The sequence below is a fragment of the Phocaeicola plebeius DSM 17135 genome, from assembly GCF_000187895.1.
Classification (GTDB): domain Bacteria; phylum Bacteroidota; class Bacteroidia; order Bacteroidales; family Bacteroidaceae; genus Phocaeicola; species Phocaeicola plebeius.
Genome location: NZ_DS990130.1, coordinates 90,996 through 107,491 on the forward strand (window position 1 = coordinate 90,996; position 16,496 = coordinate 107,491).

The window sequence follows — 16,496 nt, forward strand, 5'->3', positions numbered from 1 at the left end:
TACTCTATTTATTATTCATACAGATAGAACATACGTTCCATCATCTGCCATTTCTCGTCCGATGTGGCTCCCTCGGCACACTGCTGAAATTTTGCCACATATTCCTCCCATTCGGCCTGACGAGGCAGAGTGGCAAGCTTTGCCATTGCTTTATCCCAGTCAAAATTCAGAGGAGTTTCCACTATCATAAAAAGTTTAGACCCCAATATGTATATTTCCATTTCCAGAATTCCCACTTCACGTATTCCGGCACGTATCTCAGGCCATGACTCTTCCTTACTGTGAGCCTTCCTGTAGGCTTCAATCAATTCCGGATTGTCACGCAGACTCAAAGTCTGACAATATCTTTTCACTGGCTGAGAATAACTTTTCACTTTATATCCTTCTGTCTTCATGATATTATTAATATTATTATGTTAGTATTACATTTCACTTTCTTTATATTTTCGATGATGCTAAAGTATGAAGTATCCATCAAAACAATAGAGGAGATTTTTAAAAAAGAAAGAGGGGATATTATACCCCCTCTTTTTCGACATTTTTACCCCTCATGAAGGAGATAAAAAGTCACCCCAAACTCTATAAAAATCAAAACAGATTGAACTGCATTCCTGTGTAGAAAAATCCCTGGTTGGATTTCGGATTCCAATACGTCATCACCGTCAACGGGATTTCATATTTCATTACCCGAAGTTTATAAATTACATTCAAGGACACCTGAGTAATTCCTGCCGATTCGGCATACATGGTTCTGTTCACCATTTCCCCACTTTCATTTCTTGAATTTCTTAATGCGAAAGCTGTTCCAATACCAGGACCGACCCTTAGCTTTTCGTTCTGATAGATGAGATGGTATAGCCCACATATACGAAACTGGAGTATATGTTCTTGCTGTTGTCCAGATCCCTGTCGCGACCGTAAACAAGTGTAGAGAGGCTCAACTCCAGCGGAAATTTCCTGTCGCCCGTATAATTGAGCATAAGGTCTATAAAACGTCCCGTCTCATCAGGCTTATAGTTGAAGAACTCCTTATTATTATATGTAGCCCCCGGCGAGAAATTATATGTATCTATAGCCTTAATCTGAAACCTGCCATGAGTATATATTATATACTGGCTCAGCTCCTTATAACTCCCCCTGGTGTTCGATCCGCCAAGGAAACCGACGGTAAACCTCCCCGATGGGTCGGAAACCGACAAATCGGACGAGAGAATCAGTCCGTCGGCCACTTCAATGCCACGCCATAGAATCATGTTCTGTAGAGTAGTACTGAAATGAAGCTGAGCCTGAACATTTGCTGACAAAAATATAAATACTGGAATTAACAGTCGCTTTTTATACTTACAGGTATCCAATGATAATATATGTATCATACTCAGAGCAGTAGAAAATCGGTTTTAAATTATTATTATGGATTTATTTGTCGAAATAATCTATAAGATTATAAACATTCCAGTTAATATCCGACATGTATTTGGTCAATGATGTATAAGGTTTATAGTTATAATCGAGCATACCTTTATTGCAATCCTCATCATCCAGATACTTGAAGAAAACCCATCCTACACAATTCTTGGCTTCGAGCAGTCCCAAGGTAAAATGCTGGTAAGCGAATCCACGGTTTTGCTGGTCGCGTACCACGAAACCGGCTCCACTTGAGTTGTCAAGCTTAGTATCCTCACCCTTGGTATAGAATTCCGTTACCATGAAAGGAGTACCGCCCGCCTGGTTCTTCCAGCCATCCATGTAGCCTTTTTCAGGCGACCATTTACTATAATAATTTATGGAAATGACATCACAATATTTTCCCGCTGCCTTAATTATATAACTGTTGTATTTAGGAAGGCTGTGCAGGCGTGAACCCAGATAAAGCAATTCAGGGTCCTTCGATGCCTTAACCGCATTCTTTATGGCAGAATAATATTTTTCCGCACAAATACCGGCAAACTCATTGTTCAGTTCATCCGTTACATCAGAAACATTTGCACTCTTGTCCTTATCCGTCATAAACTTGGCGGCTGCAATATAAGCAGGATCCTGCTTGTTTGAAATTTTCAGGAATCTGTCGAGCAGCCTGTTTCCCCATGTAGAGAAGTCTATCTCATTATCCGAGAAGAATCCCAACACATCCGGGTTGTTTCTGAACATGCCGAAAGCATCCGAATTGAGATACTCCTTGCACCATTCATCCCATCCATCATAAAACACAAGACCTATCTTAAGATTCACGTTCTGCCCCGGATAGCTAATTCCCTTGCTATTCTTGAACTCTGCAAGGAATGAAAAGGAAGGAGCCTGTGTCAGAGGACTTGAAGCCGATTTATTATAATCATTTACAGCCTTGTCGCCTTCTTCCTTACCGAAAGCGCAGACACTATGAAATCCTATTTCAGAGAATTGTTTCTGCGACTTTGCCACCCAGTCATCTACTGAACTGTAAAGCTTGCCGAAAGCTGAGCTGTTGCCATCCATTCTGAATGAGGCGATACCCCTTACATAATATGGATAACCTTCGGGGTCGACTATCCAACTTCTTCCATTTGAGTTTTTCTCAACCCTGAACCGTCCGGTAGCCTTGAATTTTTGCCCTTTTGCGTATGAGCCATATTTATTCACGCTTTGCAAATACTCATCCTGTGTTTTTGTCTGCTGTTCATAACCAACCAGGTATGGCAATATCCTTGTCTTTGCCTCTATAAAAGCCTTGTCAGGTTTTTCCGCATACTCGACAATTATCGGTTGATACTGCTTGGTGCTATTAGGATAGGTTTCAGCAGGACCGGGAACAGGCAGTTGCAGTTCCACATCATCATCGTCATTATCGCCTGCATTGTCGCCGGGAGTATTATAGTCCTCCACATTCCCCGGTTGTGAGTAAATAACCTCAGGCGGAATATATGAGAACTCTTCCTGAGGGTCTTCACATGACAAAGCGAAGAACGGAACACTCAAGCAAATGGTTTTAGTAATAATAGTAGAATATTTCATTGTTGCAAATATTTAGTAAATTAATATAAATCCCATGTCCTGATTGTATCCCCCCATCGGTGGTCTATCGGGAACTCCATTTCTCCCCATGCCTTAACAGAAGTCCAAGGTTGGTCGGCATCAGTCCAGAACGGGTCAGAGGCAGGCAATCCCAACGGAAGGAATGCAAGTGTAGTCATATACAGGCTGCCATTGTTTGTATAATGATTCGAAATGCCAGTCTGATGTCCGCAGAATCCTATGGTGAGGAATCCGCCCTCATTAAAGTTATTGCCCGACTTGAACATACGTTTCATACACGCTGTCAGCGCACATCTCACCTGTGCTTTCGATACTCCCGCCGGCAACTCATTATACCATGCTATAAGAGCCAGTGGCTGTATTGTTGCCATACGGTAAGGTATAGAGCGTCCGAAAACAGGGAATGTTCCTTCAGGAGATATGAAACGCTCCAGAATCATGGCGAACCTCTGTGCCCTCATCAATGCCCTGTCATAGTACTTGCGATAGTCGAAACGTGTCCTCACGCCCGATTCCATTATTGCATGTATAGATTCGAGATACATAGGATGGAACACATAACTGCTATAATAATCGAATGCAAAGTGCTGTCCGTCTGCGTACCATCCGTCGCCTACATACCATTCCTCCACCTTGCGGAAAGTAGAATTTATACGATATGTATCCTGTCCGGCATCAATTTTGGCAAGGAAGCTTTCAATGGTGGCCGAGAACAGCAGCCAGTTAGTGTAAGGAGGGTCAATGCGTCGGAGACCTTTGAACTCTTTTATGTAGCGTTCCTTTGTTGTCTGGTCCAGCGGTTTCCACAGCTGGTCGAACGCGCGCAGGAAACTTTCCGCAATATAGGCAGCATCAACCAGTGCCTGACCATGACCGTTCCACAACAGATAATCCGGACTATTAGGGTCCACCGCATTTGCATAACTCTTCAATGCCCATTCTTTCAGTTGCTTGCGCTGCTGTCCTTCTGCTGTATCATCGTCAGGCAGGCTCAACCATGGAGCTATACCGGCCATGAGACGTCCGAAAGTTTCCATATATGCAACCTTCTTGTTACGGTTATCCCAGTTTGGACTTACCTCAAGAATCATATTTTTCTGTAGTTCCCCTTTCGCCATATTGCTCAACACAGGAGCAGCCATCCTGTAAGCCATATCCGTCCAGTATTTTCTTGTCTCGTTGTTGTTTGCCTCGAGATAACGCACATACTCGCAAGCGGCAAGAAGGAATGCGCCTACCCCAAAGTTGGCAGTCGACTTGGCGTCAACCACCTGTCCCGGAATAGCCTTTTCACCGATTGGCTGGACATAACCCACCGACCAGTCTTTCTGCAGTGCAGTCTTGGTAAGATATTTCCATGCTTTCTCCACTACAGGCATAAATTCATCCTTGTCAAGATAACCGTTGTTTATCCCCCAAAGCATACCGTAAGTGAAGAAAGCGGTACCGCTTGTTTCCGGTCCCGGAGCATGTTCCGGATCCATCATACTTCTTGTCCAGTAGCCCTCCGGCTGCTGCAGACATGCAACCGCCTTTGCCATACGCACAAACTTATCCTCGAAAAAAGACAGATGCTCATAACCCTCCGGCAGGTCCTTCAGCACCTTTGCCAGAGCGGCAAGCACCCATCCGTCGCCTCTTGCCCAGAAATCCTTCTTTCCGTTCAGACTCTTATGCTTGGGATAAACATATTTTGCGTCGCGATAATAGAGTCCTTCCTCCTCATCATACATTATTGAGTCCGACGTACAAAGATATTCATACAGTTTCTTAAGATACCGGTGATTATGCGTAATCTTATACATCTTCGTCATTACCGGCATCACCATATAAAGTCCGTCGCTCCACCACCAGTAATCCTTACGCGGTGTGCTCATCTGGTACTCCATGACTTCGCGTGCACGCTTGATTTTATAATTCTCCGGCATGATGTTATACAAGTCCGCATAAGTCTGGAAGCACACCTGATAATCGCCGAACAGCACATAATCATCCTTTACCCCGTATTTATACTTCCATTCAGATTTGTTGTTGCTTTTCGCACCCATCCACTGGTTATACTCAGCCCATGCCTCCGAATACTTTCTGTATTCTTCTTTCCCAGTAAGGAAATAGGCTTCCATATTACCGGTGTGATATGCCGCATAATCCCAGAAAGACCTTGCTTCGGGGGCATGATTTTTCTGCCAGGCATCGTTCACTTGTTCAATCATCTCCCTAACTTGCTGAGCATCAGTTTTTTTTGCGAAGGAAAATGAAGGTAAAACGGCTATAAGGATGTATAACATCCAGTAGTATCTATAACAGTTCATCTTTGTGATATTGTTTACATTTTCTAAAACGAAATGGGGAAGAATATATATTCCTCCCTCATTTCACGAATAATTGTATTATTATATTTATTTGTTAGGAGTCCATTCTGCTCCGTTGTTGAAACCTTCTGTTGTAGAGTCAAAACTTGCATCTGCTCCTGTACTTGGTCTTTCTGTAATTTCTTCAATCTTAAAAGAAGTGATTTTAGCGGTTCCAGTAGCATCAGTACCACCAGGGACATTAGTCTGTACAGTTAAAATAACGTTCTCAAGAACCGGCCACACAAGTGAACCATCTGCTCTTGAAGCTGGAGTTTCAGCAGAAGTAGAACTACTGATTGTGAATGTATTTGTATAGGTTCCACTTCCGGTATTTCTTCCAATCCAGAATTTATATTTATCAGATGCTCCCAATCTGAATGTTGTTGCACAGTCGTTAGATGCGTATGTATAAGTAAATTTGTAAGTACAACCATCACGGAATGACATTGATTTAGTAACTGGGAATTGATTATCTGCTGGAACAATTTCCAATTCTCCACTTGCATTAATTTTTTCGGCAACTCCTTCTGCAAGATATTCCTTAACTGCATCTATGTTAGCGAAGTTAAAATCAAAAGCATCTGCATGAGTCAAAGCAACATTGGCAGATTCAATCTTGATATTAGCATCTTCGTTGTTTTCGTTTTTAGCAGTCAAAGCACTAACAGCATAATCAGTGTTATAACTTACGCTAATATTTGCGTCATTACTATAAATCTTATCACCAAGAATAAGAGTCATAGTAGTTCCATTCACAGAACCGGAAGCAACAGGAATTGTTTTTCCTGCTACTGTTATGGTAAATGCTTTGTTAACAGCATCAGTGAATGTTCCAGAAACTTCCTTATCGAGTGTAAGTTCAATTCGGTCATTACCTGTTGTCTGATCAGGAACAATTTCTTTAGCTGAAGAAACGGCAACAGTAGTTTGTTTTTCCAAATCTACAGGAGGTTCACCGCCTCCTTGATCATCATTCAATACTATCGTTACAATCTGTCCTTTAGTAACTATAAGGTTTTCACCACTGAAGTTATAAGTTTTAGTACCAGAATTTCTTGTAAGTTCCAAAGTAAATCCATCGGTAAATGTCACCGGAGCTACAACCATTGAGTATTCCTTGGCATTTTTATTTTGTTCATTAGGACCAACAAATGTTCCCTCTTTAGCGGTTAGAGTTATAACATTAGAACCGGATTCCACTGTCAGGTTTGCTGAAGCATCAATTTTTACGTTCCCTGCAATCTTTACATCACCACCAGCAGTAAGTTTAATACCTGTAAGGTCAGTAAGATTATTTTTAAACTTAACCAATCCACAAGTATTCTGGAAAGTTAAAGATTTGTTATTATCTGTTGCAGTAGCATAAGATATATTTGCATTTGCATCGAATCCCCAAGCCGGAGCTGTCTGTTCAGATGGCAGTGTAGTAGTTACGACACCTTCAAGACACACAGCTTCGGCATTATAAGGATAAAGAGCTGTATACGAATTGTTAGGTGTAGCCTTACCTGTAAACGTTGTAACTGTGCTACCACCTGTAGCGGTAGTAAACTTGTTATTTTCTTGGCCTGAAAAGATATTGATTGCATCTCCTGTTGTCCACCACACCGTTGTTCCATTCTGCAACGAACTACGGCTTGAAGGCGTACCGGCAACAAAAGTCATATCCTGAGGACCACTGACTGCATTTACATTCGACAGTTCGTCTTTTGTACAAGACTGGAGCATTGCAATACTCATCAAAGCCGCTCCACAAAATAGCATCGTATTTTTCATGACATAAATTATTTGTTAAACAGTTTCAATAATAAAAAATCACATCACTTGTTATTCATATTCTTATTCTTTAGGATCAGGTTTCCATTCAGTACCGTCATCTTCAAAATCATCATGACCGCCATCTACAATTCCGGGAGGTATTGATATTCGGCATACCGCACTTTTTATTCCATTACCCGTATCTACAGAAGCACCGATATTAGAATCTCTGCCCCCGTCGATTGCCACGACCGTACATCTCATTTTATCGTCCGATGGTGTAATCATCAACACATCAGGGAAAGAAGTTCCCCAAACTATTGACTTGTAACCGGTATAAGGGAGATTATCCTTGGTTATATTAATACCCAACTCCACAGTGCCACTATATGGTAATTCTATATAACTGACAGGTTTGTTGTCAGTCTGCCCATCCTTGAACACTACATATTCAATTTTTATCTCCTCAGCCGGTGTTCCATCACCTCCACCTACGCCATCATCATCCTTATCACACGAGATTGCCGTAAACTGTATAAAAAGAAGTATGAAAAGGTTGTATACTGACAGAATCCGTGGTTTTATATCAACCATAATAAAATGTTATTTAAGCGCCAAACAAAATTTTCAATATTCAAAAGGCATAAGAGGAAACCCTGAATATGCCTTATTACCATGAAAACAAATCAATCTACCTTTTTCAATCCGGAATCAGAAAAATATGTTATTTATTTAGAACATATTTTTCCGATTTGCCAGATTACAATCACAATAAATAAATCAACAACTAAATCTAATTACCTAATCTTATAACTAAACCCTCAAACAATGTTATTTAACCTTTTCTATCTTGACATCATCAAGCAGGAAGCATCCACCATTACCTGAACCCGGAACAGCTGTGAAACGATATACAAAACCATTTTCCTGCAATTTGAATTTAACTGTTGTAAGATTGTAATTCTTACGGTCTTTCTTGACCTCAGCAGTGGCAATTTCTTCCAGTTTCTTTGAATCCGGATTATAGTACTCAATCCTGAAGTTAGGTTTGTCACCCCAACTGTATTTGGTATAAGCTGAAATCTGATATTCTGCTCCAGTTTCATAGCTGATGTTTACAGCCTGCCACATACCAACCTTCACCTCAACAGCATAGTTGCCTGAATGTGCCTTTTTCGCATCAACTATTTTGTTATCTTTCTTTTCCCAGACATTCCATGATGTCAAGTCACCTGACTCAAAATCACCGTTCTTAATTTCCTGAGCGTATGCAGAAGTCATCATCATTCCGCAAGCCATCATTGCTAAAATTTCTTTTTTCATTTTTTCTAAGGTTTTTAATTTAAGTATTATGTTGTATCTATTAAAATCACTCTTCTATTGGAACCAACTTATAAGCCCTGACCCAGTCATAATAAGTAGTACTTTTGTCCTTATCCTTCAAGTCCTCAGCTGTAGGTACTTGTTTTTCCCAATCGTATGTTTCAGTAACTATATGTATGAACATAGGTCGGTCAAACGGAGTATCTGTATATTTTGTTGTAGGCTTGATAGTGTACATATACTTTCCGTCATAATAGAATTTCACGGTATTTGCATCCACCCACCAACAACCGTAAGTATGGAAATCTTCTGCCGATGGGTCTGTCATATACGAAACCACATCCGAACGTTTCGCCGTATTGTCAGTACGTTTGCCTCCTTGTTCCTGATACCAATAGTGAGTATTACTGTTCATCTGCATATTCCATGTCTTGTTCCACGGATTATCAGGGTTGACACTTCTTATTATACCCATTGTTTCTATAATATCAAGTTCCTGACTGCTCCATGTCTTTATCTTCTTGCCGCCTTTCATTATTTCCTTCATTACCGGGCGGTTGGAAAGCCAAAAAGTAGACGACATGGTAGTGAGCGAAGCCTTCATCCTTGTTTCATAATACCCATAATGTGCCTGGTTCTTTACAGAAGCAACCGCTCCACCGGCAAGACGATATTTATCGCCCGGCTTTCCATCAAGTCCTTCTGTTGGCGACAAAACGGTATTGATTATACGAAGACAACCTTTCTTGACACTAACATTCTCTGCCTTGAAAGTTGCAGGCGGCCGACCGTTAGTCCAATAAGGACTTTTAGCATGCCATTTAGCGGCATTAAGACGTTTACCATTGAATTCATCAGTATAATCTTCGTTAACTACCCATTTATAACCCTCAGGAGCCTCAGGCAAATTTTTTATATGCTCTTCAGCCAAAGAATATTCCTTATCATTTTTTAATGTATAAGATGACAGGAATAAAGATGCAGCAGATAAATACAATACTGTTTTTCTCATAAACTTTGTCGTTTTAGATTTTTTGTTACACGACAAAAGTATATAAGTTTCATGAAAGCATTAAGGGGGATTTACATCGTAAAAGGTGGGGTAAAATTCTACCACTCCCTGAAACACAATTATTTCGCAACTGAAACCATGTGTTTTTACGATATATAAAACCCGACAGAAGAATAATACCGTATTACCGGCTAATTTACATAAGAATAACTTTTCAAACCGCCATATACCCCACTTTACGTCCGTACCCTCAGTCCTCGACTCCGGCAATATGTTTTCCATATCGAGATCTATGGTTTTCTGCCTCGGATTCAACCACTAACTGTCGAGCATGTGGATTGCGTATCTGTCATAGAATCTCTTTCCGAACCATATTATCTCGTCTGTGCTAAGTATGTTGTTCAGACGGATAATCCTTCCGGTATTTTACCACCTACTTCTCTTGCAAATCCTGATCTGATATAACCGGATACTCTCAATTCATTGATTTCCGACTTGTATACAGTCTGCGAAGAGGCATTGAAACTACTGCACAGACTGAACAGCAGCAGGGGAAATAATTTAACCGATTTTAACAGTAGATATTCTGTGTTCATAATATTTCATTTTAATGATTACGTTTCTGACTTTCGTCTGATGCAAAATTATGAGGTATCGGACGGGGTTGTATCTTTCAGTAAAAATCAGTAAAGTCTTGGCAAGGGGTAAAAAACTTAACATCTTGTATATAAATATATTACAAACAAGGTGCAAAGATTTTCAGTAAACGATGGCGAATACAGAACCTATATATTTACACGCCATAAAATGAAGAAAAAGCAGTAGGAAAAAAATGCGGGCAAGTTCCGGATAAAATGTGGGCAAGTTTAAGGTAAAACTTGCCCGCATTTTAGATAGAATGCGACCGCATTTAAAACAAGTAAAAAACGAAGAAAAAAATATGTGTTCTTCACAGAACACATATTTCAAAAATAGGTATAAACACGCTAAACAATGTTAACAAAATCTATTTATAAAAAAAGCTCACATCAATAATATCTGCAACATTTTTACAATACTCCATAAATGAAGAGACCTTGGGATGATTTATACACAGAGCTATCTGTGATGTAGGCGAAAAACGTCCTGTCCCGTCAAGAAACGCTGTAAGCTCAGATGGGAGGAGTATACTGCCAATACCTGGATTTACGTCAGTCAGAACGACTGTATTTACAGCTTCCACCGCTGACACATCAAGATAATCGAGTGCCGGAAGATCTGCGAAGTGCAATTTTCCTATCATATTGCCGCCTTTGCTGCCCTGAAGAGAGACACGCTCCAATGAAGAACAACCGGATATATGGATTTCACTGTCGAATATTGAAGTTTCGGAAACATCATCATTAAGTATAACAGAAGGAACAACTACCAATTGAAGCGAACTGTTATTCTCCACCCTAAGTACTTTCAATGATGATGCGGAACTTAAATCCATTCCCAAAGGTGTATCAATATTAGAGATTGAAAATACTGAAACTCCCGAAGACGGCTTGACATACGACATGGAATAATGCTTGGACTTCACTCCCGAAATGTCTACTTTTCCTCTGAAACCGGGATTTGACAATATATACTCCACACCCTCAAGGTTAGCTGTCTGCGACAGGAAAATGAGGTCGTTCCCTTCGGTTATCCTCTTCGTGACATCAATCTCCAACGATGAGACAAACACCGACGGGAAGTTTCTGTAAAGATATGAACGGAGCAAAGGATCCGGTACTCTTCGGTTTACTGTATATTCAGTGTAATTTCCATCCTCGTCCGACATCACGACAAGACATTTGTCCGTCATGGCTTTATAGAATGCAGGTATGACATCTGTATTCCATTTTGCAAAGTAAGGAAGTTTCAGATTTGTAAGACTTTTACAAAGCACCGTAGTGCCATCGGTTGAAATAAGATTGAGATACGAAGTTATGCCGTCATTGCCGCGTAAAGCTACCGATTTTATTCCTTCGGGCAGGTCAGCAAAGTCGAATATAGAAAAACTGTTACACTCAAGATTGACATCTGCGAGCGAAGGAAAACTCCTCAAACCGCTAATAGATGTAAGTTCGCATCTACTCAAGTCCAAAGAAGTGGTATTGAGAACTTGATTGTCACAAATCAGCTCTCCGTTTTCGCTGAAATTAAATCCTTTCCGGGTCAAGACATCGCGTAACTTTGTATCAAAAGTCACTTCAGACACTTCAAAGTCGGAAATTTCTGTTTCATCCTTACACGAGATTATTGTGAAACAGAGAACTATCAGTACATAAAAGCTAATAAAATTCCTCATAACAATCAGTTTTGTGGTAATAAGACTATATTATCAATCCAAGCCGCGTCGTTCTGTCTTTCGCACACAATGGCACACACTACTTTTTTCACTGTAGAATTAAAATCGAAAGATACGGCTTTATAATTGCCGGGAGAAGAAAATTCCTCTGTATATACCGTTCCTGTAGACATATCCTGTAGCATGACTTTCAACTTACATGCTCCTTCGGTCTTTACATCAGCAGAGAAGCGATAAGTCCTGCCACTCTCCATGTCAACCCTCTGCATGAGTCCTGCATGACCAGATATACAGGCTACATTATTGCCTGCATTGTCAGTCTGTACGCAAACCGTACCATAGTTACCCAATGGCTGCCATGCTGAAAGTCCTTCGCTGAAGGTTCCATTCTGCAAGGTAGAGACAGTATATTTCTCAACCTGCAGTATCATGGACGATACGTGACCTCCTCCGTCGGAAAAGGTGATGTCGACATTATTATCGCCATTCTTCAGCAGCTGTATGTCGAACGGTACTTCTATCATACCGAAAAATATATTGCGGTTGCTCTGGCCGTAGCCTTTCCAGTTGTCGGGAACACTCACAGCGGTACCATTAATCTTTACCACCGGTTTCTTGGAAGCAGAGACAGGACGGCCTATCGACATACGCAAGCTTGCTCTGCCCGAACCGGACTCGATTCCTGTGAAGGGGAACGAAAGGGATGATCCGGCGGAAATCGGTTTCAGATACTCACTGCTGTAATATTTATTGCGGATTATGGAGTTCGTGAATGCTGACGAAGACACATCTGCTACAAGGACTATGGTCTGATTTGGGACAATTGAGATGCTTTCAGGCATGGACGGGACATTCTGTTCCGTATATTCTATACCTGCGTTATAATTGACATATAGAGAACGCTTTGTGACATTCGATACATCCTTCCAGCTATTCTTATTGTTCAGATATACAGTCTGCGGGTTATCATCAAGATTATCAAGGGCGATATAGAGTCTGCCTCCATCCTTGAATGCCTGTACCTGAATATCAGGATTACTGCTGGTTATATCAACACGTTCGCCTTTTACATTCTTCCAGAGTTCGAAGAAATATTTTTTGTCATTAAGCCTCCATGTGGTATTCTTCAGATTCTGAGGATTGTCGGGAATAAACAGTGCCGCACTATATGAAGTATAATTGTTTGCAGCGGTGATATGCCACTCAGCCTTATCTGAGACAAAAGGTATTGAGATAAACAAATTGTCCTGACGTTCCATCAGATTAAACAGAAAATGATTAAACGACGAAACACTCCGCACACTGCTTATGTCATCATAGCTGTCGTCGGGCTTGCTGTTGTCAATACCTCCAAACTCGGAAATGGCAAGAGGCTTGACATGTCCGAACTTAATATAGGAATACGCCTCAACCATATCAAGAACTGCTTCGGAGTTACTTCCTGAACGTTTCGTATCGGTGCCGGTTACATTTATTCCATCATAAAGATGTACAGAGAATCCATCCATATATGCACCTGCACGATCGATGAACATTTTCATGCGGGTGTTCCAGTAATTGAAGTTCCCATCCTCCCAGGCGGGGTAGGCTGCGGCATAGCCTATCACCTTCATCTTTCCGTTAAGACGCGGATTATTGTGTATATGTTTACCTATTGAAGCATAAAAATCGACCATCAGTTCGCGCATAGCCTGTCCCTGAACGGTAAAACCGGCATCATTTGCATGAACGAACGGTTCATTGAGGGGTTCAAAAAACTCAGGTACCAGCTCGCTGTTGGAATAATACTCAGCCGACCATGCACCTGCAGCCTGAACGTCTATGCCGCCCTGTATGTGCTGTACATAGGGATGCTCTGTGGCAATATATCTTTTTACGGAAATATTTCCGCTGTATGGTTTCATCTGAGGATATTTGCCTACCTCATGCGTCTTGTTATACGCATACGAGTATGGTCCCCAGAACTTTCTTCCAAGACCGACCTGATAGTCGGCAAGAAACTTGCCTACATCCTTATCATCATCGGAGGTGGAATGAATATTGAAATATTTAGAACGGTCGAGTTCTGAAACACCGCTCAAAAAGCGACGGGTATTATAGTCGACAACCACCTCGTTCCTTCCCTGACAATAAATACCGGGAGGAACACCTAGGGTAAATGCCGATAACAGAAAAATATATTTATAGCTCATAATTTCTTTCCTTTTAGACACAGAAACTTGTCAGTCCTGATGTGGATACATTATTTTCTCACTTTCTTATCGTAGCGTTCAGTCTGAAGAATCATAGTAGCCACACGGCCTCCATTATCCGGGAATGTTACTGACACCGAATTTTTTCCTTTTCTGATTAACCGGTAGTCGAAAGGTATTTCTATCATACCGAAGAAATCGTCTCTGCCAGTCTGGTCATATCCTCTCCAATTGTCGGGCATGTCGACTTTCTTGCCATTAACCATTATTTCAGGTTTCTTCGACATCTCGTGCTTCCTGCCTATTGACATACGCAGAACAGCTCTTCCTGTACCCGGTTTCAGACCATCGAAATCAAACACAATTGGTTTTCCGGCTTCCACCGGCTGAAGATAAGTGTTGCTATAATATTTAGTACGAACTATTCTGTTTGAATACTTTTTACGGCTGATGTCGGCACACAATATTATTGTCTCATCTTTTATAATGTCAATACTTTGAGGCATAGAGTTCAGCGTCTTTTCATCATAAACTATACCTTTATCGAAAATCATCTTCAAAGAGCGCACTGAAACATTATCTACACCCTTCCAATTCAGTACGTTTTTCAAGTTTACCTTATGTGTATAGTCATCAAGATTGTCGATAGCTATGTAAAGCCTGTCATCGTCCTTAAAAGCTGCCACCTGTATGTCCGGATTGTCGGAAACAATATCTACACGTTCGCCTTTCACATCCTTCCATAACTTGAAGAAATATTTCTTGTCGTTCAGTTTCCATGCGGTATTCTTCAAGTCGTAAGGATTGTTGGCAACAAATAAAGCAGCTCCGTATGGTTCGAAATTATATTGTTTCGTTATATGCCATTCGGCCTTGTCAGAAACAAAGGGTATTGAGATGAGCATCTTGTCTTCGCGTTCAAGAAGATTGAACAGTATATGATTGAACGAAGCGACAGTTCGTACAGAGGCTATCGGATGATATCCTTTGGAAGTGTTGTCTATTCCTCCATATTCGGTTACGGCAAGAGGAAGAACTTTCCCCAAGCGGATGAACGAGTAGTTTTCCATAAGGTCGAGAATAGCTTCGGAATTACTTCCCGAACGGCGGGAACTCTTGCCTACTATGTTTATTCCATCGTAAAGATGTACCGACAAGCCATCCATGTACTCCCCGGCACGGTCAATGAACATCTTCATAGTATTATTCCAATGGTCGAAATCGCGCAACTCCATAGCCGGATATGCCGCGGCATATCCAATGATTTTCATTTTTTTCAGACTTGGCTCAGCGTGAATATGCTTTCCTGTCTGTGCATAAAAATCTGCCATGAGCATCCTCATTTCCTGACCATGCATATTGAAACATTTGTCGCGTGCATGGACAAAGGGTTCGTTAATGGGTTCGAAAAATTCAGGAACTGCCCCTTTCACATGCTTGGAATAGTATTCGGCAGCCCATGCACCCGCCTTCACTGGGTCTATGCCCCATTGTATGGTACGCGCGTTGGCATGTTCCGTAGCGACATATCGTTTTGTTTCCTTCAAATCAGTGTAGTTCAAAGGCTTTTCTGAAAAAGGATATTCGCCAACCTTTTTTGTCTTGCCATATGAATAAGAGAACGGTCCCCAGAAAGAGCGGCCGATTCCTACACCGTAATCTGCAAGAAATTTCCTGACATCTGGATCAGAATCTTTAGATGTGTGTATATTGAAATATTTACCTCTGTCAAGTGCCGATACATCATTCAGGTATCTCTGAGTGGCATAATCCACTGTGACAGTAGTGTTATAAGTCTTATTCTCGGAAGATGATAAAGGAAAAACCGAGAAAGACAAACACACAGACAAAGCTGTAAGAATTATGTTATTCATTGTATTATCAAAATTTAAAAGGCAGAGAACACTCCGATAGTTCAATTAAAGTATTCCCTGCCATTAAGATTATCACTTCTGTTTAAACACTAATATCAGAAATCGGCCGGTTTGAGTACATCGTTCAGCACCACTTCATATTCAACTTCTGTTCCGTCGTTTTCAGTAACAGTAAGATGGCCGTAACCGCCACTTGAGTTATTTTCTTTCTTACCTTCAAACATGAACATTCTCTTCTTCGTCACTTCCTGTTCTTCTTTATCGCCTGTTTCAGGATTGATAACTTCTTCCTTTTCAGTATAGACTTCATTGAAAGAGAATGAGAGATATTTTTCTGTATCCGAATTGATTTTCAGCCACTCGGGCAATTCCGAAGGAGCCTCAGACGACTCGGCAAAGAACTCGATCTTATTCATTCTCAAAGTCTGATAGTCATTCTTCCAGGCAATGAGGTCGAACAATTCGCGATAAACAGAAAACTTGGAAACCTCGCCTGTCTTTCCTGTTTCCACATTCTTGAGATAGGTAAGTTCATACACGGGAGTAGAATCAAGTTCTACCTCAGCCCATTTGTCATTATCACATGCTCCGAACAAAACCAAAGCACATAAGAATGTAATTGTCTTATAAATTTTATCTATTAGCTTCATTGTTACT

General features: G+C 41.0%; 14 protein-coding genes. All 14 read right to left on the minus strand.

Annotated features, from left to right (window positions below; translation table 11 throughout):
* Positions 1-11: 11 nt before the first annotated feature.
* Entirely contained in the window at positions 12-395 is a 384-nt protein-coding gene (locus BACPLE_RS08620) for an L-rhamnose mutarotase (protein ID WP_007560934.1), read from the minus strand.
* A 193-nt stretch (positions 396-588) separates the two neighbouring features.
* On the minus strand, positions 589-762 hold the full coding sequence (locus BACPLE_RS19300; protein WP_007560936.1) for a hypothetical protein: 174 nt from the start codon (positions 760-762) through the stop codon (positions 589-591).
* A 62-nt stretch (positions 763-824) separates the two neighbouring features.
* The gene (locus BACPLE_RS08625; protein ID WP_147345519.1) at positions 825-1,304 is read right to left on the minus strand and encodes a hypothetical protein; all 480 of its coding nucleotides are present in this window, start codon (positions 1,302-1,304) and stop codon (positions 825-827) included.
* A 112-nt stretch (positions 1,305-1,416) separates the two neighbouring features.
* On the minus strand, positions 1,417-2,988 hold the full coding sequence (locus BACPLE_RS08630) for a hypothetical protein (protein ID WP_007560940.1): 1,572 nt from the start codon (positions 2,986-2,988) through the stop codon (positions 1,417-1,419).
* A 20-nt stretch (positions 2,989-3,008) separates the two neighbouring features.
* A complete protein-coding gene (locus tag BACPLE_RS08635) occupies positions 3,009-5,297 on the minus strand; it encodes a DUF2264 domain-containing protein (RefSeq protein WP_007560942.1) in 2,289 nt (762 codons plus the stop codon).
* A 111-nt stretch (positions 5,298-5,408) separates the two neighbouring features.
* Positions 5,409-7,139: a fimbrillin family protein gene (locus tag BACPLE_RS08640; RefSeq protein WP_007560944.1), complete on the minus strand. Its 1,731-nt coding sequence runs from the start codon at positions 7,137-7,139 to the stop codon at positions 5,409-5,411.
* Between the two features lie 63 nt (positions 7,140-7,202).
* Positions 7,203-7,715, minus strand: coding sequence for a hypothetical protein (locus BACPLE_RS08645; protein ID WP_007560946.1), 513 nt, complete (start codon positions 7,713-7,715; stop codon positions 7,203-7,205).
* Between the two features lie 237 nt (positions 7,716-7,952).
* Positions 7,953-8,444, minus strand: a complete 492-nt coding sequence (locus tag BACPLE_RS08650) for a carbohydrate binding domain-containing protein (protein WP_007560950.1) — start codon at positions 8,442-8,444, stop codon at positions 7,953-7,955.
* 46 nt (positions 8,445-8,490) lie between these two features.
* Positions 8,491-9,456, minus strand: a complete 966-nt coding sequence (locus BACPLE_RS08655; RefSeq protein WP_007560951.1) for a LamG domain-containing protein — start codon at positions 9,454-9,456, stop codon at positions 8,491-8,493.
* 401 nt (positions 9,457-9,857) lie between these two features.
* Positions 9,858-10,052 (minus strand): hypothetical protein, encoded by a 195-nt coding sequence (locus BACPLE_RS19305; protein ID WP_007560953.1) that lies wholly within the window; start codon positions 10,050-10,052, stop codon positions 9,858-9,860.
* A 410-nt stretch (positions 10,053-10,462) separates the two neighbouring features.
* The gene (locus BACPLE_RS08660; RefSeq protein ID WP_007560957.1) at positions 10,463-11,773 is read right to left on the minus strand and encodes a hypothetical protein; all 1,311 of its coding nucleotides are present in this window, start codon (positions 11,771-11,773) and stop codon (positions 10,463-10,465) included.
* Positions 11,774-11,778: 5 nt separating this feature from the next.
* Positions 11,779-13,965, minus strand: a complete 2,187-nt coding sequence (locus BACPLE_RS08665) for a beta-porphyranase A (RefSeq protein WP_007560960.1) — start codon at positions 13,963-13,965, stop codon at positions 11,779-11,781.
* Between the two features lie 50 nt (positions 13,966-14,015).
* Positions 14,016-15,839: a beta-porphyranase A gene (locus tag BACPLE_RS08670; protein WP_117892265.1), complete on the minus strand. Its 1,824-nt coding sequence runs from the start codon at positions 15,837-15,839 to the stop codon at positions 14,016-14,018.
* Positions 15,840-15,934: 95 nt separating this feature from the next.
* Positions 15,935-16,489: a hypothetical protein gene (locus BACPLE_RS08675; RefSeq protein WP_007560964.1), complete on the minus strand. Its 555-nt coding sequence runs from the start codon at positions 16,487-16,489 to the stop codon at positions 15,935-15,937.
* Positions 16,490-16,496 lie beyond the last annotated feature (7 nt).